The following is a 24,879-nucleotide window of genomic DNA, read 5'->3' as shown; positions in this document are numbered from 1 at the left end:
TGGCTTTGGCAAAATCATTGGCCGGGAGGAGCCGCCGGCCGGACGTCCTATTCATGAAAATGGTCATAGACCAGTTTGGCAATTGCCTCGGAAATGCCGGGCACGGCGGCCAGGTCGTCGACCCCTGCCTTGGAGACGGCCTTGGCCGTGCCGAAGTGGCGCAGCAGGGCCTTCTTCCGCGTCGGACCAACACCCGCGATCTCATCCAGCGGGTTCCTGGTGATGTCCTTCTTGCGGCGGGCCCGGTGGCTACCGATGGCAAAGCGGTGCGCTTCGTCGCGCAGGCGCTGGACGAAATAGAGGACGGGGTCGCGCTCGGGCAGCATGAAGGACTGCCGGCCGGGGATGAAGAATTTCTCCCGTCCGGCATCCCGGTCCGGTCCCTTGGCGATGCCGACGAGCGGGACATCGGTGATGCCGAGGCTTTCCAGAGTCTCGCGGGCCGCGGTCAGCTGGCCCTGGCCGCCGTCGATGAGCACCAGTTCCGGCCAGGCCGGTACGCCGGTATCGGCAGGCGCCGTTTCCAGTTCGCCCTCATCGGTATCCTGGAGGGCTGGGTCGACCGCCTCCGGCTTGCTGTCTTCGCGGGCGTGTTCCTTCAACAAACGGGAGAAGCGCCGCGTCAGCACTTCGCGCATCATGCCGTAGTCGTCGCCGGGGACGAGATCTTCCGACTTGATGTTGAACTTGCGGTACTGGCCCTTGGCGAAGCCTTCCAGGCCGGCAACGATCATGCCGCCCACCGCATTGGTGCCCATGATGTGGGAGTTGTCGTAGACCTCGATCCGGCGCGGTGATTGGGGCAGGTCGAAAGCTTCCGCGACGCCTTTCAGCAAACGGGCCTGGCTGGAGGTTTCCGCAAGTCTGCGGCCGAGCGCTTCGCGTGCATTTGTCAGTGCGTGGTCGACCAGTTCCTTCTTTTCCCCGCGTTTGGGGCAGGCGACGTCGACTTTTCGGCCTGTGCGTTCGGAGAGCGCCTGCGCGAGAAGGTCCTGTTCGCTCAATTCGTGGGAGAGCAGGATCTGACGTGGAGCGGGTTTGTCGTCATAGAACTGCGCCAGGAAGCTTTCCAGAATATCGGCTTCCTCGAAGGACTTGTCGGCCTTGGGGAAGTAGGCCCGGTTACCCCAGTTCTGTCCGGTACGGAAAAAGAACACCTGCACGCAGGTCTGGCCGCCTTCCTGGTGGATGGCGAAAACGTCGGCTTCCTCGACCGACTGCGGATTGATGCCCTGATGCGCCTGAATGTGCGACAATGCCGACAGGCGGTCGCGGTAGATGGCGGCGCGCTCGAATTCCAGATCGGCGGACGCGGCTTCCATCTGCTTTGCAAGCTGAGTCTTGATCAACTGGCTGCGGCCGGAAAGGAAGGCCTTAGCCTCCGACACCAGGCCGGCGTAATCCGCCGGGTCGATTTCCCCGGTGCAGGGGCCTGCACAGCGCTTGATCTGATACTGCAGGCAGGGGCGGGAGCGGTTTTCGTAATAGCTGTCCGAGCAGGTCCGGATCAGGAAGGCTTTCTGGAGCGCATTGATGGTGCGGTCGACCGCGCCTGCCGAGGCAAAGGGGCCGAAGTACTCGCCCTTGCGCTTGCGGGCACCGCGATGCTTGACGATCGCGGGGGATTCATGATCGCCGGTCACCAGGATATAGGGAAAGGACTTGTCGTCGCGCAGCAGCACGTTGAACCGTGGCCGCAGGCGCTTGATCAGGTTGGCTTCCAGAAGCAAGGCTTCCGGCTCTGTCTGGGTGACGACGAATTCCATCGACGCCGTCGCTAGGATCATGCGCATGATCCGGTTGGACTGGCCCTGCAGGCGCGTGTAGCTGGTGACCCGTTTCTTGAGACTGCGGGCCTTGCCGACGTAGAGAACCTCGCCGTTTTCGTCCAGCATCCGGTAGACGCCCGGCCCGTTGGGCAGGCGCTTGACCTCGTCGGCAATGACCTCGACACCCTTGCGGGCGGGGGCATTGTCGGTCTCCGGCGCGGATACGGCGCTTTTTTCAGAATCAGTATCGTCCTGCATGCCAGACATTTAAGCCGCGCAAGGCAATAGGGAAAGAGGCGGGTGCGGCGAAGCGGTGCTCTGCTGCCAACTGGCGGCCAAAAGTGTCTTCAGGAGGTGTGACCCAGCACATAGACAGTGGCGATATAGGCGCAATAGGCCGCCGTCATGACAGCGCCGGATATACGGCCGAGACAGATGCGCATTCCAGCCAGGATTGTCAGCAGGATCGCACAGGCCAGCATCACCCAGATATCCAGCTTGAGGACTTCCTGCGGCACGTCGATCGGCACGATGACGGCGGTGATGCCGATGATGGCGAGCAGATTGAAGACGTTGGAGCCAATGACGTTGCCAATGGCGACGGCACCATGCTGGCGAATGGCGGCCATGACCGTTGTGGCAAGTTCCGGCAGGGAGGTGCCGAGGGCGATGACGGTCAGGCCGATGACGGCTTCGCTGACGCCCCAGGAGGTTGCGATCGACGTTGCTCCGCTGATGGTGAAATGCGCACCGAGCGGAAGGCCGACCAGGCCGAGAAGAATATAGGCAAGCGCGATCCAGACGGAATCGGGAACATCCTCAACCTCGTCCAGGCCATCATCGTCTTCCATCGGGATATCGGCAGCGGCGGCGCCCGCGGATGCTGCGGCGATGGCTTTCTGCTCTTTCCTGTGCTTCTGCGCCATCATGGTGGAGGCTGCAAGGAAGACACCGAGCAGTGCCAGAAGAATGAGGCCGGCGGTCAGGCCGATGGGCGTGAAGAAACAGAGCGCCATGAAAACAATGGTGACTGCGACCATGAACAGGGCGTTGCGCGTTGCGCCGGTTTCACCACACGGGGTTGCCGCAATCAGCGCGGGCATGCCCAGAACCAGAAGCACGTTGGCGATGTTGGAACCGACCACATTGCCGATGGCGATGCCGCCGGCGCCTTCCAGCGCTGCTTTCAGGGAAATGACCAGTTCGGGAGCAGAGGTGCCGAAGGCGACGATGGTCAACCCGATGACCAGATTGGGAATGCCCAGACGCTGCGCAATACCGACCGAACCCCTGACCAAGACATCGCCTGCGATAATCAGAACAACAAGTCCGCCTGCGAGGCTGATGTAGTCAAAGAGCATTTACGAATTTCCGGTTCGGGTCAGTTTCAATCTTCGAAGGCGGCTTCAATGTGGCAGCGCCAAAGTTCAACTTGGCGCCTTATACGCAATAGATCGGTGAGGGGAAAGCCGCGGACAAGGATCTTTCTACCGGCCAAATGGGGTTCCTGAATGCAAATTGCAATTGTCTTTACGGGTCTTTCATCCTGTCAGAATGTTGCCTCCATTTGTCATCAAAACTCCCCATTCTCAATCCTGATCCGCCACAAACGATCTCCATATCTTGTCATTGGGGGAGAGTGAGGACGCGGCTTTATACCCGTCCAACTCGCAACTGGCCGGCAATTTCCGGCCAACGCACTAATGGATAAAGTGGATCTGGAGTACTCAAATGAAACGTCTTGCACTTGCTGGCATGGCCCTGACAGCCGCGACGGTCGCATCGGCGCCTGTCCTGGCTGCGGATTTGCCGCAGTCGCCGGCACCGGCCTATGAGGCGGTTCCGGCTCCGCAACAGAGCATCGATTGGACCGGCCTTTATATCGGTGGCAATCTCGGATGGGCTTTCGGCCAGTTCGACAACAAGGCCGGCAACAACACCGGGCTTGGAGTGGATGCGAACGGCATCGCCGGCGGTCTTTACACCGGTTACAATTTCCAGGTGACGCCGAACATAGTGGTCGGCGCGGAAGCGGACTTCAGCCTGACCGACCTGGAAAAGTCCAAGTCCAACGGTGGCCTGACCCTGCGGTCCAAGTCTGACTGGAACTCCAACTTCCGTGGCCGTGTCGGTTACGCCTTCGACCGTTACATGGTCTATGGTGCCGGCGGTCTGGCGATTGCCGACCTGGAAGTTTCCGGCAACGGCGACACGGACAGCAAGACCGCCCTGGGCTGGACCCTTGGCGCAGGTGGCGAAGCAGCCATCACCAACAACATCAGCGCCAAGCTGGAATACGTCTACCAGGATTTCGGCGAACAGGATTTCAACCTGAACGGAACCGGCGTGAGCTCGGATTTCAACAATTCGCAGGTTCGCATGGGTATTGGCTACAAGTTCTAAGCCAGCCTCCCGGCCGATACGGAAAACCCGGTACCGCAAGGTGCCGGGTTTTTTCTTGTCTGCTTTCCGGGTCGCTTCGGCCGGCTGCGGCAAAGAGAAGCGGCTGACGGGCGAACAGGCGGCCGGCATATACAAGACGATACAAGTCGTTACAAGCTTTTCAGAATTTCGCCCCAGTACCATGTTACTTAAGGAACCTGACGTTAAGTGCCGGTGCGCGGGTGACTTCCTTACAACCCGCTAGCCCGGCCCTTCAGGTGGAGAGGCGAATGCGGTTTCTGATGCGCGGACTTGTCGGTCTGGCATTGATGGCGATCATGATCGGGTTTGCCGGTTTTGGCGGCTACCGTCTGTATACTGCCATGACGGCAGAAGAGACCGCGCAGCGACGTCCTGCCCGCGAACGCAGCTATTCGGTCAATGTCGCCGAGCTGACATCGCAAACGGTCGCGCCTGTCACGACTGCCTACGGCCAGGTGGAAAGCTGGCGGACGCTGGAACTCAGGGCCAGCTCGGAAGGCAGGCTTGTCGAGGTTGCCTCCAAGTTTCGCGACGGTGCCGCCGTCGCAAAGGGCGAACTGCTGCTGAGGATCGATCCGGCCAATGCGGAATTCCAGGTGCTGGACGCGGAAGCGGCCCTTGCCGATGCCGAGGCCCAGAAGGCGGAAGCCGCGGAAGCCATTGTCGGTGCCGAGCAGGAACTGGAAGCAGCCCGGCGCCAGCTGGACTTGCGCAAGCAGGCGCTGGAGCGTCAGCAGCAGCTGAGGGACAAGGGGTATTCCACGGCCGTACAGGTCGAGACCGAAGAACTGGCCGTCGCCTCCCTTGAACAATCGCTCAGCAATCGCCTGCAATCGGTCATCACTGCACGCAAGCGCATCGAGCGGATGGACCTGACGGTCAAGCGAGCCCGGCTCGCTCTGGACGATGCCAGGCGTACCCTGGAGGAAGTCACTCTGACGGCCCCCTTCACCGGTTATTTGTCTGAGGTCAACGCCACGCTGGGGCGCCGCGTCAGCTCTTCGGAGACGCTGGCCCTGTTGATCGATCCGGCGGCGCTGGAAGTTCGTTTCTCGCTATCGACCGACGAATTTTCCCGGCTGCTGGATACCAGCGGAAGTCTGGTGAAGGCACCCGTCACAGCAGTCCTGCAGCTGGGAGGCCGGTCGATCGAAGTTCCAGGTACCATTGACAGGGCCGCGGCCGTGGTCTCTGAAGGCGAAGCGGGGCGGACGCTGTTTGCGACGCTGGATCTGGAGCCGGGTACGGTGCTGCGGCCGGGCGACTTCGTGAAGGTGAATGTGCTTGAACCGGAGCTGACCCGTGTCGCGAAGGTGCCTTCGGCGGCGCTAACGGAAGACGGCCGCATGCTGATCGTTGGCGAAGGGGATCGGATCGAGGAAATCAAGGCGACGATCCTGCGCCGGATGGGCAATGAAGTCATCGTGGCCAATGTCCCCTTTGGCGCTGATTACGTGCGTGAGCGCTTGCCGCAGCTTGGCACCGGTCTGAAGGTTACTCCCCGGCGCAACACCGGGGGGCAGGATGACCCGCAACCTGACGAACCAGCGACGGCGCAGGCGCTGGAAGCGGGCGAAGCGCGTCTCTCCGGCGACCTGGTGGCGCTGGAACCTGAACGACGCGCGGCGCTGATCGATCAGTTGAACAGGTCCGACATGCCGGAAAACCGAAAGGCCAGGCTGCTTGCCCTTCTGAACAAGCCGATGGTGCCGAAAGAGCTGATCGAACGGCTGGAGCATGGCGGCGGTAACAGCGGCTGAACACCGCTGCAAACCCCGTCACATCCGACCTGATATTCTGATTGGAGTGTCCCCACATGCGTTCTCCTGGCGGATCGCAATTTGCCTCGCTGCTGGACTACATGGTCCGGCACCGCACAGCGGCGAACCTGCTACTGGCCATGATGCTGATCAGCGGGTTCGCGGCGTCGACGCAGATCCGGACGCAGTTCTTTCCCGATTTTGTCCGCGAGGAAGTGGACGTCGTCGTCAATTGGTCGGGCGCGGGGCCCGAGGATCTCGACCGGGCCGTTGTCGAAATCCTGGGGCCGCAACTGCTTGCCATCAACGGTGTCGACGAAGCCACATCCGTTGCGCGCGAGGGCCGGGCCAGCATCGAACTGGAGTTCGAGGACGGCTGGGACATGGGCCAGGCAACCGACGAGGTGAAGGCCGCCGTCGATCAGGCCCGCTCCAGTCTTCCCGAAGGCATCGACGAACCGGTGGTCACCCGCAGCGTCTATTCCGACCGGGTGACAGATGTCGTCATGTATGGGCCGGTCGATATCGACCAGCTTGCCCGCTTTGCCGAAGATCTCCAGACCGTCTTTTTCCGCCAGGGCGTCACGCGGGTCACCATTCGAGGACTGGAAGACCCGATCATCCGGGTGAATGTCGGCGAGAACATGCTGGTGCGGCATGGTCTGACGCTTGCCGAAATCGCTGACGTTGTTTCGGCGGAGATGGAAACGACGCCCGCGGGCGATGTCGCCGGCAGTTCCGCCCGGCTGCGTACCGGCCAGACCCGACGCAGCGAGCAGGAGCTGGGAGAGATCGTTCTGAAAGCGCCCTCGCAAGGGGAAAAGCTTGAGCTGCGGTCCGTTGCCGACATTGTCACCGAAGGGGTGGAAAGCGGCCGGGCCTATTATCACAAGGGCATGCCGGCGGTGGTTCTGAGGGTCAGCCGCAGTGCCCAGGGAGACACAATCGAGATCCAGCGGGCCGTGGAGCGGATCACGGCGGACTTCCAGCACACCCTTCCAGAAGGTGTTGTCGTTCAGCTGACCAACACCCGCTCGCAGGCGATCATCGACCGGCTGGACATCCTGGTCGAAAACGGCATCTTCGGGCTGGCCCTGGTGCTGTTGTTCCTGTTCCTGTTTCTTTCAGCCAGAACGGCCTTCTGGGTGGCTGCCGGAATTCCGGTGGCGATGGCCGCCACGATCGGCCTGATGTATGTCTTCGGGATCACGCTGAACATGATCTCCGTTTTCGCGCTGATCATCTGTCTCGGCATCGTCGTGGATGACGCCATCGTGGTCGGCGAGCATGCCGACTTCCTGCACAGGCGCGGCTATTCGCCAGCGGAAGCCGCCAGCCTTGCGGCAAGGCGCATGACGGCACCGGTCTTCTGCGCCTCCATCACCACGTTGATTGCCTTTGTCGGACTGGTTGCCATCGGTGGGCGTTTCGGCAGTCTTGTCGCCGATATTCCCTTTACGGTGTCGGTGGTGCTGATTGCCAGCCTGGTGGAATCCTTCCTCATCCTGCCGGCCCACATGAACCACGCGCTGAAGGCCAGCAAGAAGAAACACTGGTTCGACCTGCCCAACCGCCTGTTCAACCGGGGCTTCGTCTGGTTCCGGGAAAAGCTGTTTCGCCGGTTCGTCGGCTGGGTTCTCGCCGTGCGGTATCCGGCCATCGGCTTTGCGCTGATGGTCCTGGCGCTGTCGCTCACCTTGGTTTTCGACAAGTCGGTTCGCTGGCGGTTCTTCAATGCGCCGGAACAGGCAGTGGTTTCCGCCAGCATTGCCATGATGCCCGGGGCAAAACGCGATGACACCAAGGCGATGATTGCGGAGATGGAACGCGCGCTTGACGTGGTCAACCAGCGATACAGCGAGCAATACGGCGCCGAACCGGTGGTCTTTGCGCTCTCCACCGTTGGCGCTACGGCAGGGCGCGGCCTTATGGGGGCAGATACCAAGGACGCCGACCAGCTTGGCGGCATTTCCATAGAACTGCTCGACCCCGACCTTCGGCCCTATTCGGCCTTTCAGTTCATCGGCGACTGGCGCGAGGAGATCATAAATCCGCCGCTTCTGGAAACGCTGGCCCTGCGCGGCGAGCGCTCAGGCCCGGGGGGCGACGCGATCGACATCAAGCTCTACGGCAACTCCACGGAAAACCTGAAAGCCGCTGCCGAAAGCCTGAAGCAGTCTCTGGCGCCTATGGAAGGCGTCAGCGCGCTGGAGGATACGCTGGCCTATGACAAGCCGGAGCTGAACCTGACGCTGACACCGCGCGGCGAAGCCCTTGGCTTCACCACGGAGGAAATCGCCCGCATTCTGCGCAACAGGCTGGAGGGCATCGAGGTTGCCGAGTTTCCGATCGGCAGGCGAACGGCAACGGTGAAAGTGCTGTTGCCGGATGAGGAAACGGATGCCGCGTTTCTCTATTCAACGCGGGTGCGTACCGATGCCGGCACTTATGTTTCCCTGAGCGAGATTGTCAGTATCGACAGCACCTACGGCTTTGCCTCGGTCCGCCGCAGCGACGGGCTGCGCACGCTTCGGGTCTTCGGGGATGTATCGGAGGACAATCCGGCAGCCGCTGCCCGAGTGACCGACATGCTGCAGAACGAGCTTCTGCCACAGCTTGCCGCCGACTATGACGTCGAAAGCGAGATGAGCGGGCTGGCGGAGCAGGAACGCTCGTTCCTCTCCGATGCACTGATCGGCTTTGCCATGTGTCTGGCCGGTATCTACCTGGTGCTGTGCTGGATCTTCGAATCCTGGACCCGGCCGCTGATGATCATGATCATCATTCCCTTTGGCTGCGTCGGCATGATCTGGGGCCACTACCTGCACGGCATTCCGCTGTCGATGTTCTCCGTGGTCGGTTTCATCGGCATGGCGGGCATTATCATCAACGACAGCATCGTGCTGGTGACCACTATCGACGAATACGCCAGGGACCACCCCTTCCGGCAGGCAGTGGTCAACGGTGTTTGCGACCGGTTGCGGGCGGTCGTGCTGACGACTGCAACGACAGTGTTCGGCCTGGCACCGCTGCTGTTCGAGACCAGTCGCCAGGCCCAGTTCCTGCTGCCGACAGTCATCACGCTGGCTTACGGGCTGGGCGTCGGGCTGTTCCTTGTCATCCTTCTGGTGCCGGCTCTGCTGGCGGTGCAGAAGGATTTCGGTCAGGCGATCACCAGTGGCAGGCGCCTGCTCAAGCTTCGAGGCAGGACGCCGCTTTCCGGTGGACAGGCGTGACCGCAGGGGGAGGGTGCAGTGATGGACTGGAGCAAAGCCTGAAACCGGATCGGAATACCTGATCCAATCCCGACGTCTTACCAGAAAAGTATCTGATCAAGGTCAGTTCAATCAATCGTGGAAGGAGACACGCATTGGACCGTCGTTGGCTGGGCGATCGTGCCCTGTCTGTGCCCGTTCTCAGCTTGGGGACGGCGAGTTTCACATCCGGGCCATGGTCTGGCAATGATGCGGGTGCAGCCCGGCGTCTTGTCGACATCTGTCTCGACGAGGGGCTGAACATGTTCGACACCGCGGACGTCTATTCCGGCGGAAATGCCGAAATGGTGCTCGGGCAGGCAATCAACGGGCGCCGGGACAAGGTGATCATCTCCACGAAGGCGGGTCTGCGGACCGGGGCGGGCGAACATGACGTGGGCAGTTCACGCGGCCACCTGCTGACTGCTGTCGAGGGAATGCTGAGCCGTCTGCGCACCGACTATATTGACCTGTTCCAGCTCCATGCGTTTGACGCAATGACACCGGTCGAAGAGACCATGGAGGTGCTGGATGACCTGGTGAAAGCGGGGAAGGTTCGGCACCTGGGTGTCTCGAACTATGCCGGCTGGCAGTTGATGAAGTCTCAGGCTGCGGCACGATACAACGGTTGGCAGCCGCTGGTGGCGCACCAGGTGTATTATTCGCTCATCGGCCGCGATTACGAATTCGAATTGATGCCACTGGGCCTGGACCAGGGCGTTTCAGCGCTGGTGTGGAGCCCGCTTGGGTGGGGGCGCCTGAAGGGTGGCGGGAAGCACGCTTCAGCAGGCCGGCACAAGGACGCAACCCCCGACTATGCACCGCCTCTTTACGACGAAACCCTTTTTGAGCGCGTACTTGCAGCGTTGGGGGAGGTGGCTCGTGACACAGGCAAAAGCGAAGCCCAGGTCGCACTGAACTGGCTTCTGCAGCGGCCGACCGTGGCAAGCCTCATCATCGGCGTTAGCAGCGAAGCTCAGTTGCGCAACAACATGGAGGCCACCGGCTGGGAGCTGGATGCCGAACATATGCGCTTGCTTGACGAAGCCAGCACCACTCCCGTTCCCTATCCGTATTGGCACCAACGCGCATTCCCGGAACGCAATCCGCAACCGGTCTGATCATCGTTTCATCCCATGCCTAAGGGGCGGGTGTGAAAGTCCTAACTGGATCAGAAGGGTCAGAGTGCGGCCAATGTCACATGCCTGTTTGCGGGAGCATGCCGAGGACATGCCATGCGGCCTGATCCAGTTGCCAAGGGCATGAAACCTGCCGAAATGCTCGATGAGCTGGATCGGTCTATGCACCTTGCAATCAAGGGGTATCTGATGCCCAACAATCAGAACAGGAAACTGGTCGGCGGCAACATCCACAGCTCTCAGGAACAACCCACAAAGCCCCCGGCCTAGGTTGCTTCAAGGTCTCCTTGCAAGCAGCCCGGTTCGCGGCTTTGTACTTCGCTTGCGCCCTATGGCTCATGCCTCCCAGGTTATCAATCCCGGTTTACGCAGTGGATCCCTCTTTCGATTTGTGCAAAACCACATCATGTGCTTAATTTTTACGCGAATATTAACTGGGGACTAACCCCGTCGATTTTGATATATATAGTACAGGTTGTTTACCTGTGTGGTTCCAAATGAGTGATCATCAGTTCAATACCTCGGTCAGGATGGGCTCCGAACGGAATTTCGGGCTGGTCTTCGCCGTGGTCTTTTTGCTGATCGGGCTGTGGCCGGTCACTGGTGGCGCCGCGCCGCGTTGGATTTTGCTATCCCTTGCGGCTGTTTTTATAGCCCTTGCCATGTTTGCGCCGCAGAGCCTGCGCCTACCCAACAGGTTGTGGTTCAAACTGGGTCTGCTGCTTGGTGCCGTGATGGCGCCGGTGGCGATGGCGGTTGTCTTTCTTTTAATCTTCATTCCCATCGGTCTTGCGATGCGAGCCAGCGGGAAGGATCCGCTTTCAAGGAAAGTGGATCCGAATGAAAAATCTTATTGGATTCCCAGAACCGACCAGCCGAAGTCCATGAAACTGCAATATTAGGACAAAAATACCGGCACGGTTCCCAGACAAAGCAAGGAATTGCCTCTATGTCGATGATCGCCGAATTGTGGGGTTTTCTGCGTGATAGGCGGAAATTCTGGCTTTTGCCAGTTTTCATTGTACTGGCGATTTTCGGAGCGCTGATCGTGCTCAGCCAGGGCTCGGCGGTCGCCCCCTTCATCTATGCGCTGTTCTAGACCAGTGACCGCGATCCTGGGGATCTCGGCGCTGTATCACGACAGCGCCGCTGCACTGCTGGTCGATGGCCGGATCGTGGCCGCCGCGCAGGAGGAGCGCTTTACCCGGCGCAAGCACGATGCGGGCTTTCCCGCCCATGCCATCGCCTATGTGCTGGACGAGGGCGGGCTGGACCTTGCCAGCGTCGATCACGTCGCGTTCTACGACAAGCCCTTCCTGAAGTTCGAGCGCTTGCTTGAGTCCTATCTGGCCTATGCCCCGCGCGGTTTCAATTCGTTTCGGATGGCGATGCCGGTCTGGCTGCGCGAGAAACTGTTCCTGAAGGACCTGCTGAAGCGAGAACTGAGCCTTTTCGACCCGGGTTTCTCCGTGGACAAGCTGCTGTTCGCCGAACATCACATCAGCCATGCCGCCAGTGCCTTCTACTCGTCACCCTTCGAAGAGGCGGTCGTGCTGACCATCGACGGGGTGGGGGAATGGGCGACGACCACGGTTGCGATCGGACGCGGCAAGGATCTGGAAATTCAGCGCGAACTGCATTTTCCGCATTCGCTGGGCCTGCTCTATTCCGCCTTCACCTATTACACCGGCTTCAAGGTGAATTCCGGCGAATACAAGGTGATGGGGCTGGCCCCCTATGGGCAACCGCGATTTCGCGACCTGATGCTGGATCGGATCGTTGATGTAAAGCCGGACGGCTCGTTCCGGCTGGATCAGCGTTATTTCAACTATGCAGCGGGTCTGACCATGACCAGCAAGGCCATGGAGGACCTGTTCGGCCACCCTGTGCGCCAGCCCGAGACGGAACCGCTGACACAGTTCCACATGGATATCGCCGCCTCGGTCCAGGCCGTGACCGAGGAGATCCTGCTGCGCATGACCCGCGCGCTGGCGCAGGAATACGGTATTCCCTCGCTGTGCCTTGCCGGCGGGGTGGCGCTGAACTGCGTGGCCAATGGCAAGATCCTGCGTGACGGCGCTTTTCGCGACATCTGGGTGCAGCCGGCGGCGGGCGATGCCGGGGGCGCGCTCGGGGCGGCGCAGGCCGCGTGGCATATGGAACTGGGCCAGCCCCGACAAACGCCGCCCGGCGATGCCATGCGGGGTGCCTATCTGGGTCCAGCCTTCGACGACGACCGGATCGCGGCGGATCTGACAGCGGCGGGGGCCAGCTTTACCCGGCTGGACGAGGGTGAGATCCTGGCCCGTAGCGCACAAGCGCTGGCGGATGGCAAGGCCGTGGGCTGGTTTCAGGGACGGATGGAATTCGGGCCGCGCGCCCTTGGCAACCGGTCTATTCTTGGCGACCCGCGCTCGGGCTCCATGCAGAAGTTGCTGAACCTCAAGGTGAAATACCGCGAGAGCTTCCGGCCTTTCGCGCCCTCTGTCCTGCGCGAGCATGTCAGCGAGTGGTTCGATCTGGACGGGGACAGCCCTTACATGCTGCTGGTCGCCGATGTTGCCGAACGTATCCGGCGCCAGATGACGTCCGAGGAGCAGGCTCTTTTCGGCATCGACAAGCTGAACATCCGCCGCTCGGACATCCCCGCCGTGACCCATGTCGATTATTCGGCCCGAGTGCAGACCGTGCATCGCGACACCAACCCGAAATATCACGCGCTGATCTCTGCCTTTCACGACCTGACCGGCTGCCCGCTGCTGGTCAATACCTCGTTCAACGTGCGCGGAGAACCGATCGTCTGCACTCCGACCGACGCCTTCCGCTGCTTCATGGGCACCGGGATCGAGATGCTGGTCGCCGGCAATTGCCTGCTGGAGAAGGAGGCGCAGGACGCCTCGCTGCACGAGAATTACGAAAACATGTACGAACTGGACTGACCGGAGGAGCCCTTGCACATCTTCGGCCGCCATCGCCGGATCGCTACCATCTTGTGCCTGATCCCGGCGGGTTACTTCCTGCTGACCGCGATCTTTGCGCTGGTGCATTTTGACGATTTCGCCTCAGACCTGCCCAGGCTGCTGCGTTATGTGCTGGGGCCGCTGGCGATTGCCGCGCTGCTGGTTGGCTGTGCCTGGCTTCTGTCGCCCGACAACGCGCTGACGATAGGGATTACAGCCTGCTCGATCCTGGCCGGGATGTTCATGTTCGAGGGGTACATGCGCTGGCATAACCTGCCGCAGCGGATGGGGCTGGCCGGGATCGTCGATGGCGGAACCGATCTGGAACGCTATGGCGGCGCCATGCCTCCGGCCTATACGATCAAGGCCCTGAATGCCAAGTTGGGGACCGAAACTCTGGCCGAGGCGGTGCTGGCCGGGACGCCCGGAGCCGAGATGCTGCTGTGCAGCCGTATGGGCGTGCCGGTCACGACACGGATCGACAGTTACGGTTTTCGCAATCCGCAGCCGGAAACCGCCGCGCCGGTCGATCTGATGATCCTCGGCGATTCCTTTGCCGAGGGGATTTGCCTCGACGATGGCCAGCATTTCGTCGACCAGATGCGTGCAGGCGGGGCTTCGATCCTGAACACTGCCAGCCGGGGCGCAGGCCCCTTGTATGAACTGGCGGTCCTTGGCCGCTATGGCCCGCATTTTCGCCCCCGCATCACCGTTCTGGCCTTTTTCGAGGGGAACGACTGGGAAAACCTGTCCGTTGAAACAGAACAGCCGTGGCTGCACGAGGCCCTGGCGCCGGAGGCCGATTTCGGCCCGATCGAGGTGGATGCGGCGCGGCGCGCGGACGCGGCCCGGATCATTGCCGGCTGGTGGCAGGGCACTGCCGCCACTCTGGAGGAATATCTGAGCCGCCGGGCCTATTTGCGCAATTTCCTCGCCCTTCAGGAAACCGCCAGCATCCTGGGGCTGCACTACCCCAAGGCGGCCAGCGACAACCCGGTTTTCGAGCAGATCCTGCATCGCATGAAGCAGATCGCAGATGGCTGGCAGGGGCGGGTGGTGGTGGTCTATATCCCCGCTCTCGACCAGTTCGGTGGGGTGTTTCCGCATGGCTTTCTCAGCGCTCCGCTACGCGAGAACGTGGCGCGCGCAGCCGAGAGCGCAGGCCTGGGCATGATCGACCTGACCCCGACCTTTCGGGACTATCCCTCGCCGCTGGGTCTTTACGCGCCGGATGCGCATCTGAATGCCGAAGGCGCGGCGCTTGCCGCCGGCACGATCATGGCCGACCCGCTGATGGCAATTCCCTGACGCTGCCATGTCTCTATCGTTGGAATGCCCCGTTTCTGGCAACGGTGTTGACAGGCAGCCTCGTCATGTCTCCCGGGCTGATGACGCCGGCACGGGCACAGGATCTGAATTGGGACGGCGCAGGGGCGACAGCCCAGGGCACTGTCGAAGGCGGGTCAGGACAAGGCGGCGAGGGCTTCTGCGTGCAGTGTGGCGTTGGCCGCGGCGAGAACCTGACCTTCAGAGTGCAGGCCCAGCCTTTCACCTTTCCAGTCGGTGATCACGCCTCCCGCACCCTCGATAACCGGAATGAGGGCCATGTAATCGTAGGGATGCAGATTCATTTCGAACACCAGATCAATGTGGCCTGAAGCCAGCAGTCCGTATCCGTAGCAGTCGCCCCCGAAGCGGCGCATGGCGACCTTGCTTGAGAGTGCCTCGAACTGCGCGCGTCCCTCGGTGTCGAACGTGTCGGGCGTGGTCGTGTAAAGGATCGCGTCGGCCAGTCGGTGCCTGCCGCTGGTGCAGCAAGGTTCACCATTGAATGTTGACGGTTCACCACGTCGCCCCATCCAGCGTTCGCCGGTCGGCGGTATCGAGATGATGCCGAGTTCCGGTGTCCCGTTGAAAAGGCAGGCAATGAGCGTGCCGAAGGTCGGCATCCCGGAAACAAAACTCTTCGTCCCGTCAATCGGGTCGAGCACCCAGAGGTATTGGGCATCCAGACGTGCGTCCTCGTGCTCTTCGCCAAGAATGCCATGGGCCGGGAACTCTTTGAGGATGCTTTCACGCATCGCGGCCTCGATGGCGCGGTCAGCCTGCGTGACCGGGGATAGGTCGGCCTTTTGTTCCACGTCCAATGGCTTGCGGAAGTAGGTCATCGCCATGGCGTCAGCCACGTTGGCGAGCCCGTCGGCAAAACGCGCCAGCATCTCCGTTTCGGGCGGCGTCGTGGAGCTTTGCATGGGTTTTCCTTGTCTGCGGGGAAGCTGGCAACGATGGTCAGCCGGCAAATTAACTCTAGACAAAATCCACAAAAATGCAAGACTACACAAATATCCCCAGAACCGCGAACAGAGGACGCGGCAATAACAAAGGGTCTCGGGAGGATCCGATCCGGGGCAGGCACTGGCACACGAACACGTGGATCAACAAGGAGAGACGACAATGAAGACCTGGACGAAATTCACCTTGGCTTCGCTGTTTGCCGTCGGCATGACGGCAACAGCCTCTGCCGACGAAATCACCGTCTACACTGCGCTTGAGGAAGAAGAGATCGCGGCCTATATCGAGGCCGCCCAGAAGGCGATGCCCGATACCGAGATCAATGTGCTGCGCCTGTCCACGGGCAAGCTGGGCGCGCGTCTTCTGGCAGAAGCGGGCAACCCGCAGGCCGACGTGATCTGGGGCTGGGCCGTCAGCGCCATGATGGATCCCCAGATCCTGGAGATGCTGGAACCCTACGCAGCCAAGGGCGTCGATGTTCTGCCTGCCTCCTTCCGTGGTGAAGACGGCAAATGGTTTGCTCCGATCGGCTACATGGGCGCGTTTTGCGTGAACACGGCACGGCTTGAGGAGAAGGGCCTGCCGATGCCCAAGAGCTGGAAGGATCTGGAGAACCCGGACTTCAAGGGCGAGATCCTGATGCCGGACCCGAATTCTTCCGGGACCGGATACCTGCACGTCAATGCGGTTCTGCAAACCATGGGTGACGAGGCCGGCTGGGCACAGCTCGAAGCCGTCGATCCGAACATGGCACAATATACTTCATCCGGTTCCAAACCCTGCAAGTCCGCACGCGTCGGCGAATACACCGTTGGTATCTCTCTGGCATTCACCGCGATGCAGTCCATCGAGGAAGGTTATCCGCTGGCAATGGTCTTCCCAGAGGAAGGCGTTGGATATGAACTGGAAGCATCCGGCCTGATGGAAAGCTCCGACAACAAGGATGCGGCAAAAGCCTTCCTCGACTGGACGATGTCCGACGAGGCAATCGGTCTCTACCAGCAGTACAAGGCGCTGATCACGGTTCCGGGTGTCGATGCTTCGCAAGCGGCTGAAAAAGCGGGCCTGCCGGCTGATATTGCGACCGTCCTGGCGAAAATCGATTTCGTCACGGCGGCCAAGAACCAGACGGCCGTGAAGGAAACCTGGAAAGAAAAGCTGGGCCGCTGATCGTGCCCGCGGCAGCTCCGGCTGCCGCCAGAAGCGCGCGGGGCTTCACTGGAGGCCCGCGCACCTTTGACAGGAGACCGATCCGCCGTGTACTTGACCGTCCGTAACGCCACCAAGACCTTCGGGGCCTTCAAAGCGCTCGACAATGTCTCGATCGAGATCGATCGACGGGAATTCGTTTGCCTGCTGGGTCCCTCCGGCTGTGGCAAGACGACACTCCTGCGGCTGATCGCCGGGCTGACGGAGCTGAACAGCGGCGAAATCCTTCTGGAGGGGACAGCGCTTTCGAACCTTCCCGCACGCAAGCGGGGCTTCGGGATCGTGTTCCAGTCCTACTCGCTCTTTCCCAACATGACAGTGGCCGAAAACATCGGTTACGGGCAGAAGATCCGTGGCACCCCGCGATCGGAGATTTCACGGCGCGTGACGGAACTTCTGGAGCTGGTGAAACTGCCGCAGGTCGCCGGCAAGTTTCCCGGTCAGCTGTCCGGCGGGCAGCAGCAGAGGATCGCGTTGGCACGGGCAATCGCCGTCGACCCGCGTGTCTTGCTGCTGGACGAACCGCTTTCGGCGCTGGACGCGAAGGTCCGGGCCGAACTGCGAGACGAAATCCGCCATGTTCAGCGTTCGCTCGGCATTCCAACCTTGATGGTGACACATGATCAGGAAGAGGCACTGGCGCTGGCGGACAAGATCATCTGCATGAACCATGGTGTCGTGGTGCAGGCCGGCACGCCGGAAGACCTCTACCATCGACCGGCGACGCGCTTTGTGGCGGACTTCATGGGGATCAGCAATCTCGTTTCTGCTGCCCCAATCCGGCGTGAATACCCGGATCTGATGGCAAAGTGGCCGGGGGGATCGGGGACGGAGCATGTTGCCTGCATTCGCCCTGAACAGATCAGTCTGACCCCGGCGCCGGACGGCAACGCCATGGTGCGCAGCATCAGTTTCCTTGGCAATCTCAGACGGCTTGAGGTCGATAGCGCAATCGGCCCGCTGGTCGTCGAGACCCACGGGTATAATTCCTGTCACGAGGGCGAACGCGTGAACCTGAGCATTCCACCGGAAGCCTGCACCTGGGTGGCTGACGACATGGTCCACCAGCCTGCCGAGACCGCCGCATGAGCGGTGTGGAAACGATGACCACGCCAGCGCGCAAACAACTGGATGCGGACCGGCTGCTCACACTTGTTTGCGTTGGGCTGCCGCTGATTGGGCTCGTCCTCTTCTTTCTCTACCCGATGGTGATCGTGTTCCTGCGTTCCCTGACGGTTGACGATGGTTACGGGCTTGCCAACTACACGAGGGTTCTGGGGTCGACGGGGTTCTGGCGTGCGACCGAACATTCCCTGATCATGGGGGCTGCCACCACTGTTCTCAGCGTCTTCCTTGGTTTCATCATCGCGCATGGGCTCTATCGCTGCGCTTTCCGGGGCAAGTGGCTGATCCGCGGCGTGATCGTCCTGCCGCTGCTCGCCCCCTCTCTCGTGCAGGCGCTCGGGCTGATCTTCCTTCTGGGACGCAACGGCGTCATCAGCCGTGCCCTGGGTGTCGAGATTGAAATCTACGGCTTCTGGGGGCTGTTGATCGCCAACACTCTTTATGCCTTGCCGCAGGCGGTGATGATTATCGGCGCGGCGCTGGTCCTGCTGGACGCGCGTGTTTACGAAGCTGCGGAAGTCATGGGCGCTTCGCCGTCACGCCAGTTTCGCGACCTGACCTTGCCCGCGGCGCGCTTCGGGATCCTCAACGCGGCTTTCGTCTGCTTCACAATCACGATCACCGATTTCGGCAACGCGGCGGTGATCGGCGGGGACTACTCGGTTCTGGCGACCGAAATCTACTCTCAAGTGGTTGGCCAGCGGAATTTCAACATGGGAGCTGTCGTCGGCATCATGCTGTTGTTGCCGACGGTGGTTTCCTATGCGATCGAGCGTCAGGCAATGAAGCGGCAACAGGTCGGACAGATGGCTGGCCAGGTGCCGTATCGGCCCTCCTTCGCACCCGTGCGCGACCCGGTCATGGCGTTCCTGTCGCTTCTGGTCTGCACCGGCATCGTCGCGGTTATCGGCATTGTCGTCTACGCAAGCTTTGTCACCCTGTGGCCCTACAACATGGCGCTGTCGTTCAAGCACTACGACATCACATTGGCCGGGGGGTATTCCTCGCTCTGGATGACCATCGTGATATCGCTCATGGCGGCGTCGGGAGGCACGCTTGCGGTCTTCCTCCTGTGCCTTGGGCTGCGCCGCCTTCCGCGCAGCGTGGCCCAACCCATCCAGATGCTGGCCGCCATGCCGGCCGCAGTGCCCGGGATGGTCCTGGGGCTTGCCTATATCCTGACTTTCAATTCAACCGCGACGCCGCTCTACCTTCTCTATGGGACGGCGGCCCTCATCGCGATCATCAACTTCTACCACTACCACACGCAGGGTTTTCTGACGGTGATGACCGGTTTTCGCCAGTTGCCCCGGGCGCTCGAGGAAGCTGCAGACAGTCTTGGAGCTGGAATGGCACGGACGGCCGTTGATATCGTCGCGCCGTTCATTGCCCCAATGCTCGTTTCAGTGTTCTTTTTCCTGTTCATGCGGTCCATGGTAACCCTGTCGGCAGTCGTCTTCCTCACCACGCCTGACCTGAGCGTGGCGGCTGTCACCATCATGCGGCTGGACGATGCCGGTCTGACTTCGCAGGCGGCAGCCTTTTCCACCTGCGTGATGGCAGTCGTGTGTATTGCGCTTTTGAGCATGAAGGGAACGCTGGTGCTGATGGGACGAGGCAACCGGAGCAAGGTGCGGACCTGATGTGGGCAAAGGAACGTCACCGGCTTATCCTGTCAATGCTGAGTGCGAGCCAGCAGGTGAGCGCCAACGATCTTGCGCAGATGCTGAACGTCTCTCGCGAGACGGTGCGACGCGATTTGCTGGACCTGGAAGAGTCTGGACAGGTCAGCCGCGTCCATGGCGGCGCGGTCTTGCCCGAGCCGCGTTCCGAGGAGCCCTTCCGCCAACGGATGACGACGCAGATCCGGGCAAAGTCGGAGATTGCCCGCAAGGCTGCCGGACTGATCCAGCCCGGACAGACGATCCTTGTGGACGCGGGCACCACTACAGCCCTGTTTGCCCGTGAACTGGCCAAGCTGTCGGATCTGTCGGTGATCACCAACTCGGTTGATATTGCCACCACGCTGCAAGGGGCTGGCAAGGATGTGCTGCTGCTCGGTGGACGGATGGCGGCCGACGTCCCTTCGACGGTCGGCGAACTCACCCTGTCTGAAATCCGCCGTTTCCGTGTCGACCTGTGCTTTTCGGCTCCGGTTGGGGTGCATCCGACCAAGGGTGCGTTCTTCTACGACCTGCAGGAAGCCGAAATCTCCAAAGCCATGGCGGCACAGGCGCAGCAGACAGTTATTCTGGCCGACCAGAGCAAGCTTGGAAAAACCAGCAGGGTTCAGGCCTTGGAGGCCGGAGAGATCGGCAGGCTTGTGACAAACAGGGCAGCAACTGAAGAGCAGGTAGCGGCCTTCCGCCAAGCGGCCATAGACGTAATGGCTTGAGAAGCGAAAACCGCTCGATAGACAAGATCAGATTGCACAACGCGGTACAGATTTTCTGTACTCGCGCCTGGTTCGGCAAACTGAAGCGTCTGTTCAATGTCGTCTTTGTTCAGCCGTGGTGGAGGGATCGGCCATGGCGACATGGGTAATCGGCACCCGCATCACGTTGCCGCTTCGCCCCATTCATCCCCAGCCTGCGTTTCTCCCGACCGGATATCGACAGCCTTGATATCGAAAGCCCATGGTTTCAGCTTCCCGGCTCCATCCATTTTCAGGCCCTCAAGGAAGGGGGGTGAAAGTTCCAAATGGGTCAGCCAGGCCAGACAACGGGCAATGTTCCATCCCGGTTTGCGGGCCCTCGACGCTTGCGACATGATACAATTGATACAAACGGCAAGGCCAAACTGAAAAGAAGCTTACGTAGAAATGAGGTCCGGCCTGCCGCCCTTGCCGAGGCGTTGATACAAAGTGAGATCCAATGTTGCTTCAAGACGGAGCGAGTGCTTCTGAAAGTGAAGCCGATAGAAACCGGATCCAGCTGCTCATGGAAGAAGCTGTCGAGGCGCTGAGCGATGGCTTCGTCCTCTACGACAGTGACAGAAGGCTCGTTTTCGCAAACAAACGCTATGCGGAGATGCTGGGTCCGCACAAGGATCTGCTTGTGCCGGGCGCGCGGCTCGACGACATCGTCGGCAGTGCTGTCCGCAGTGGGCACATTTCATTCGTTCGCAGCCCTGAAGGCGGTTTGCCTGGTGTCCTGGAAACCCTGGCAGCCAGGGGAAAACTGAAGATCGAGATCAAGGTTGCCGACGGCAGCCAGCACAAGATCTATCTCAAGCATTTGAAAGACGGCAGCATTGTCGTGAAGGTTCGCGACATCACGGAACAGCGGACCGCAGAGGCGCGTGCAAGAGAGATCCTTTACGGCGCGGTTGATGCCGTCGACGTTGGTATCGCGCTCGTCGATGATGATGACCGGCTGGTGTTTGCCAACAAGAAGTTTCGGGAGATAGGCGACCCGGACGGGAGGATTTTCGTCCCCGGCCGTGCGATGCGCGACATCCATGGCGAGGCCATAGCATGCGGCCTGATCCCGCTTCCGGGGGGCATGAAACCCGCCGAAATGCTCGATGAGCTGGATCGGCTTATACGCCTTGCCATCAAGGGGTATCCGATACCCAACAATCAGAACAGGGAACTGGTCGGCAGCGCCTACGAGACAAATCTGAAAGGACGGCTGCTCACGATTGAAGACGTCACGGATCGCGTCAGGGCGGAGCGGCGCTTTACGACCGCGGTTGAACGGTTGCCGGTTGGTATTGCCTTTGAAGGGCCGGACGGGCAATTCACGCATTGCAATGATGCGTTTGCAGCGCCCTTTCACCTGACCGCGGCCGAAATTCTAAAGCTGTCGGATATTGAGCGGATCGACTTGCTGGCACCGCAGATATCGATGGTTGCCGGGCAGGAAGTAGGCGACCGCGCGGCTGAGCTCTTCACCGCTGCGGTGAAGCAGCAGCGCGAGACGCTGGAACCCATGGAGGTTCGGTTCTGGGATGGCCGGCACTATCGTGTCGAGCGAGCCATCTCCGAACATAACAGCCGCGTTGTCGTGGTCACCGACATCACCGCCTTGAAAGAAACCGAGGCCAGAAGCCTGGCCACCCTGAATGATGCCATTCAATCTCTTGATGAGGGGTTGGTGCTCTTCGACAAGAGCCTCAATTTCGTGCTCGGAAACCGGCTCTGGTACGAAATGTACTTCAGTGAACTGGCGCCGCCCGTTGCCGGGGAGAACATTCTCACCATCCTGGGCCGGTTGATCGACAACGGCGTCGTTCTTGTTCCGGAGGGCGAAGACAAGACGTCCTATATGTGCGAGCTGACGCTTCTGGTGAAATCCTACCAGAAGAAGCAGGCCATCCGTCTTGCCGGTGGACGTATTCTGCTGGCGTCAGCCCACAGAACCGAACTGGACGGGTACCTCGTCTCCTTTATCGACGTGACCGAGCAGCGACGGGCCGAGGAAGAGCAGCGCGAGGCGGATCTGCTTCTGCACAAGATCGTCGAGGCCTGCCCGGCAAACTTTCTCGTCTCCCGCATCGAAGATGGAAAAATCATCTACTGCCCGCCTGCTTCACGAGAGCGGTTCGGCGATATCGACACGACCCTCAATTTCTTTTTGAAGCCGGAGGATCGGGAGCGATATCTGGAAGCACTCCTGCCGACGGGAACACTTGATGATTACCGGGTTCAGTTCCGCAGGGCCGACGGCTCAATCATGGAAGGCATCACCGCCGCCCGCGTGACCGACTACAAGGGCGAGAATGTCATCGTGTCCTCCACAAGGGACATTTCGGACCTTCTGGCCATGCAGGAGGAATTGCAGAAACAGCGTGACATTGCCCACCAGAACGAAAAACTGTCCGCCCTGGGTGAGCTGCTTGCCGGTGTCGCGCACGAACTCAACAATCCCCTTTCCATCGTTACCGGTTACGCCCAGATGCTTCAGGGAAAGCTCAAGGACCCGGTTCTGGAAAAGCGCATCGACCGCATCGCGGAGGCTGCCGACAGAAGCGCGCGGATCGTCAGGGCTTTCCTGTCCATGGCGCGCCAGCGACCGGCAAATCTGGAACCTTGTACGCTGAACGAAATCGCCTCGGTTGCCCTTGATCTTGCCGGCTACGGGCTGCGCTCCAACGGAGCCAGGATTGAGACGGAGTTTGATGAGGATCTTCCTTCAATCCTCGGCGATACGGACCAGCTGGTCCAGGTCGTTACGAACCTCATTATCAATGCGGAACACGCCCTTTCGCCGCTTGGCGAAGACGCGGTGCTTATATTGCGGACGTTCCACGACGGAAGAGGCGGCGAAGCAGTCCTAGAAGTCCGGGACAATGGTCCGGGGATGACGAAGGAAATCAGGGACCGCATCTTCGAGCCGTTTTTCACGACAAAAGACGTGGGTGAGGGGACGGGTGTCGGCCTGGCATTCTGTCACCGGGTTGTCGACACCCATGAAGGCACTCTCGAAGTCAGTTCATCCGTTGGCAAGGGGACGAGTTTCTTCGTGCGGCTGCCCGCAATGGAAACAGAGGCTTCAACTGACATCTCGCAGGCCCAGCCAGGCGGAACGCATCATCGCAAACGGGTACTGGTCGTTGATGACGATGTCGCGGTCAGCGAGCTCGTTTGTGACCTGCTTGCAGATTTCGGATGCCAGGCAATACAGGAAACCAGCGCACGCAAGGCTCTTGCGCGCCTGTCTCACACATCCGTCGATCTGATTATCAGCGACTACAAGATGCCGGGCATGGACGGTGCCGCATTTTACAACAGCCTGATCGGGTTATCGCCCGGTTACAAGGATCGTATCGCCTTCATGACGGGCGATGCCATGGGGAAGTCCGTTCAGACATTTCTGATGGAAAGCGAGCGCCCCTACATTGAAAAGCCCATTTCCAAGAAGGATCTGGCTTGTTTGTTAAATCAACTGGACAGCAGGAAAAACACATCATGAGCGGGGCTCCGGGTGCGAAGCAAATTTTGGTCTGTGACGACGAACCTCATCTTCGCGAAATGGTTGCCGAGTATCTCGCCGAGCGCGGCTATGATGTTGTTGAAGCGCCGAACGCCAACGACATGAAACGGCTTCTGGAGAGCCTGGAACCGGCGCTGATCATTCTGGACGTGAACATGCCTGGTACGGATGGTCTGACCGCGTTGCGTGACCTTCGAACCACCTCGACCGTGCCGGTGATCATGCTGACTGCAGCAAGTGACGTGATCGACCGCGTCGTGGGGCTGGAAATGGGAGCCGACGATTATGTCGGCAAACCTGTCGACCTGCGCGAACTGGAGGCCCGGATCAAAGCCGCACTGAGGCGCAGAAGTTTTGACGAGACAAGCGCGCAGCAGAAGGATCGGCAAGCAGGCACAGTTCCCTTTGGTACCTGCCGTCTGGATCTGGACGGGGCGAGGCTGATCGGTGGCGACGGTCAGGAAATTGCGATTACGTCCATGGAGTATCAGCTGCTCAGGGTGTTCGTCGAGAACCGTGGACGCGTTCTCAACCGCGACCAGTTGCTGGAGCAGGCACACGACAAGGGCTGGGAACCTTTCGATCGTTCGATCGATCTGCGTATTTCAAGGCTGCGCCGCAAGATAGAACTCAATCCCACAAAACCCGAGACCATCAGAACGGTCCGAGGGTTGGGCTACGTCTTCGATTAAATGCTCTTCCCGGCGACCCGGGAAACCCCGTCAGCTGTGATGCCTGCCGCAAATTCCAGTTCGTCAGAGCCGGAATTTGCGTCCTGTTGGTCAGAATCCCGGCTTTTTGGCGCATCAATCCAGCCCCAGATCCGCGCTGTCTCCTTGTGAACGGTAACAATTGTACCTTTGGTGTGTGCAAGGGCGGGATTTTTGATACCGGGCGGACACGGGAAAACGCTTTCCCCGGCGCGTGATCCGGCTTTCCAAGTTTTTTCAAAAGATGTTTTTCTTCAGTCGTTTACACAGGTCTTGTCTGGGGTTTTGTCGCCCAGCTCAA

At 60.4% G+C, this 24,879-nt stretch carries 18 protein-coding genes; 15 read left to right on the top strand and 3 right to left on the bottom strand.

The features are described from left to right. Positions 1-47: 47 nt before the first annotated feature. Positions 48-2,027 (bottom strand): excinuclease ABC subunit UvrC, encoded by a 1,980-nt coding sequence (uvrC, locus tag HCG46_RS04395; protein WP_168684826.1) that lies wholly within the window; start codon positions 2,025-2,027, stop codon positions 48-50. An 89-nt stretch (positions 2,028-2,116) separates the two neighbouring features. Then, positions 2,117-3,130: a calcium/sodium antiporter gene (locus HCG46_RS04390; protein WP_022998053.1), complete on the bottom strand. Its 1,014-nt coding sequence runs from the start codon at positions 3,128-3,130 to the stop codon at positions 2,117-2,119. Between the two features lie 370 nt (positions 3,131-3,500). Between HCG46_RS04390 and HCG46_RS04385 the strand changes: the two genes are divergently transcribed. The 9 genes from HCG46_RS04385 (at position 3,501) to HCG46_RS04345 (ending at position 14,614) form a co-directional block, all read left to right on the top strand. Next, positions 3,501-4,172 carry an outer membrane protein gene (locus HCG46_RS04385; RefSeq protein ID WP_022998052.1) on the top strand — a complete coding sequence of 224 codons (672 nt, stop codon included), beginning with the start codon at positions 3,501-3,503 and terminating at the stop codon, positions 4,170-4,172. Between the two features lie 269 nt (positions 4,173-4,441). Then, positions 4,442-5,953 carry an HlyD family efflux transporter periplasmic adaptor subunit gene (locus HCG46_RS04380; protein ID WP_022998051.1) on the top strand — a complete coding sequence of 504 codons (1,512 nt, stop codon included), beginning with the start codon at positions 4,442-4,444 and terminating at the stop codon, positions 5,951-5,953. A gap of 56 nt (positions 5,954-6,009) precedes the next feature. Further along, positions 6,010-9,189, top strand: coding sequence for an efflux RND transporter permease subunit (locus HCG46_RS04375; protein WP_168684824.1), 3,180 nt, complete (start codon positions 6,010-6,012; stop codon positions 9,187-9,189). 134 nt (positions 9,190-9,323) lie between these two features. Beyond that, on the top strand, positions 9,324-10,328 hold the full coding sequence (locus HCG46_RS04370; protein ID WP_168684822.1) for an aldo/keto reductase: 1,005 nt from the start codon (positions 9,324-9,326) through the stop codon (positions 10,326-10,328). Between the two features lie 114 nt (positions 10,329-10,442). Beyond that, positions 10,443-10,616 carry a hypothetical protein gene (locus tag HCG46_RS04365; RefSeq protein WP_168684820.1) on the top strand — a complete coding sequence of 58 codons (174 nt, stop codon included), beginning with the start codon at positions 10,443-10,445 and terminating at the stop codon, positions 10,614-10,616. Between the two features lie 227 nt (positions 10,617-10,843). Continuing rightward, positions 10,844-11,248, top strand: a complete 405-nt coding sequence (locus tag HCG46_RS04360; protein WP_031268239.1) for an SxtJ family membrane protein — start codon at positions 10,844-10,846, stop codon at positions 11,246-11,248. Between the two features lie 47 nt (positions 11,249-11,295). Beyond that, positions 11,296-11,445, top strand: a complete 150-nt coding sequence (locus HCG46_RS04355) for a DUF5989 family protein (RefSeq protein WP_022998046.1) — start codon at positions 11,296-11,298, stop codon at positions 11,443-11,445. Between the two features lie 4 nt (positions 11,446-11,449). Continuing rightward, the gene (locus tag HCG46_RS04350; protein WP_230057592.1) at positions 11,450-13,285 is read left to right on the top strand and encodes a carbamoyltransferase; all 1,836 of its coding nucleotides are present in this window, start codon (positions 11,450-11,452) and stop codon (positions 13,283-13,285) included. A 12-nt stretch (positions 13,286-13,297) separates the two neighbouring features. Further along, a complete protein-coding gene (locus HCG46_RS04345; RefSeq protein WP_168684818.1) occupies positions 13,298-14,614 on the top strand; it encodes an SGNH/GDSL hydrolase family protein in 1,317 nt (438 codons plus the stop codon). A gap of 155 nt (positions 14,615-14,769) precedes the next feature. Here HCG46_RS04345 and hisN read toward each other — a convergent pair whose 3' ends face one another. After that, a complete protein-coding gene (gene hisN, locus HCG46_RS04340; protein WP_168684816.1) occupies positions 14,770-15,558 on the bottom strand; it encodes a histidinol-phosphatase in 789 nt (262 codons plus the stop codon). 202 nt (positions 15,559-15,760) lie between these two features. On the opposite strand from hisN, the gene HCG46_RS04335 reads away from it, so the two are divergent. The 6 genes from HCG46_RS04335 (at position 15,761) to HCG46_RS04310 (ending at position 24,560) form a co-directional block, all read left to right on the top strand. Further along, positions 15,761-16,768 carry an ABC transporter substrate-binding protein gene (locus tag HCG46_RS04335; protein ID WP_168684814.1) on the top strand — a complete coding sequence of 336 codons (1,008 nt, stop codon included), beginning with the start codon at positions 15,761-15,763 and terminating at the stop codon, positions 16,766-16,768. Positions 16,769-16,855: 87 nt separating this feature from the next. Then, positions 16,856-17,896, top strand: a complete 1,041-nt coding sequence (locus HCG46_RS04330; protein WP_168684812.1) for an ABC transporter ATP-binding protein — start codon at positions 16,856-16,858, stop codon at positions 17,894-17,896. After that, complete coding sequence (locus HCG46_RS04325) at positions 17,893-19,575, top strand: ABC transporter permease subunit (protein ID WP_168684810.1); 1,683 nt, start codon at positions 17,893-17,895, stop codon at positions 19,573-19,575. Before HCG46_RS04330 ends, HCG46_RS04325 begins: the two co-directional genes overlap by 4 nt. Then, on the top strand, positions 19,575-20,327 hold the full coding sequence (locus tag HCG46_RS04320; RefSeq protein ID WP_168684808.1) for a DeoR/GlpR family DNA-binding transcription regulator: 753 nt from the start codon (positions 19,575-19,577) through the stop codon (positions 20,325-20,327). Before HCG46_RS04325 ends, HCG46_RS04320 begins: the two co-directional genes overlap by 1 nt. A 478-nt stretch (positions 20,328-20,805) precedes the next feature. Then, the gene (locus HCG46_RS04315; RefSeq protein WP_168684806.1) at positions 20,806-23,847 is read left to right on the top strand and encodes a PAS-domain containing protein; all 3,042 of its coding nucleotides are present in this window, start codon (positions 20,806-20,808) and stop codon (positions 23,845-23,847) included. Beyond that, complete coding sequence (locus HCG46_RS04310) at positions 23,844-24,560, top strand: response regulator (RefSeq protein ID WP_062487705.1); 717 nt, start codon at positions 23,844-23,846, stop codon at positions 24,558-24,560. Before HCG46_RS04315 ends, HCG46_RS04310 begins: the two co-directional genes overlap by 4 nt. Positions 24,561-24,879: the final 319 nt, after the last annotated feature.

Source organism: Labrenzia sp. PO1, assembly GCF_012273635.1.
Taxonomy (GTDB): Bacteria; Pseudomonadota; Alphaproteobacteria; order Rhizobiales; family Stappiaceae; genus Roseibium; species Roseibium algicola.
The sequence above is the reverse complement of the archived record's forward strand: the minus strand, read 5'-3'. Positions and strand labels throughout refer to the sequence as shown.

Coding starts and splice junctions, on each gene's coding strand:
- uvrC (WP_168684826.1), bottom strand. CDS start 2,027: ATGCAGGACGATACTGATTCTGAAAAAAGCGCCGTATCCGCGCCGGAG.
- HCG46_RS04390 (WP_022998053.1), bottom strand. CDS start 3,130: ATGCTCTTTGACTACATCAGCCTCGCAGGCGGACTTGTTGTTCTGATT.
- HCG46_RS04375 (WP_168684824.1), top strand. CDS start 6,010: ATGCGTTCTCCTGGCGGATCGCAATTTGCCTCGCTGCTGGACTACATG.
- HCG46_RS04355 (WP_022998046.1), top strand. CDS start 11,296: ATGTCGATGATCGCCGAATTGTGGGGTTTTCTGCGTGATAGGCGGAAA.
- HCG46_RS04380 (WP_022998051.1), top strand. CDS start 4,442: ATGCGGTTTCTGATGCGCGGACTTGTCGGTCTGGCATTGATGGCGATC.
- HCG46_RS04325 (WP_168684810.1), top strand. CDS start 17,893: ATGAGCGGTGTGGAAACGATGACCACGCCAGCGCGCAAACAACTGGAT.
- HCG46_RS04310 (WP_062487705.1), top strand. CDS start 23,844: ATGAGCGGGGCTCCGGGTGCGAAGCAAATTTTGGTCTGTGACGACGAA.
- HCG46_RS04360 (WP_031268239.1), top strand. CDS start 10,844: ATGAGTGATCATCAGTTCAATACCTCGGTCAGGATGGGCTCCGAACGG.
- HCG46_RS04335 (WP_168684814.1), top strand. CDS start 15,761: ATGAAGACCTGGACGAAATTCACCTTGGCTTCGCTGTTTGCCGTCGGC.
- HCG46_RS04315 (WP_168684806.1), top strand. CDS start 20,806: ATGTTGCTTCAAGACGGAGCGAGTGCTTCTGAAAGTGAAGCCGATAGA.
- HCG46_RS04385 (WP_022998052.1), top strand. CDS start 3,501: ATGAAACGTCTTGCACTTGCTGGCATGGCCCTGACAGCCGCGACGGTC.
- hisN (WP_168684816.1), bottom strand. CDS start 15,558: ATGCAAAGCTCCACGACGCCGCCCGAAACGGAGATGCTGGCGCGTTTT.
- HCG46_RS04365 (WP_168684820.1), top strand. CDS start 10,443: ATGCGGCCTGATCCAGTTGCCAAGGGCATGAAACCTGCCGAAATGCTC.
- HCG46_RS04320 (WP_168684808.1), top strand. CDS start 19,575: ATGTGGGCAAAGGAACGTCACCGGCTTATCCTGTCAATGCTGAGTGCG.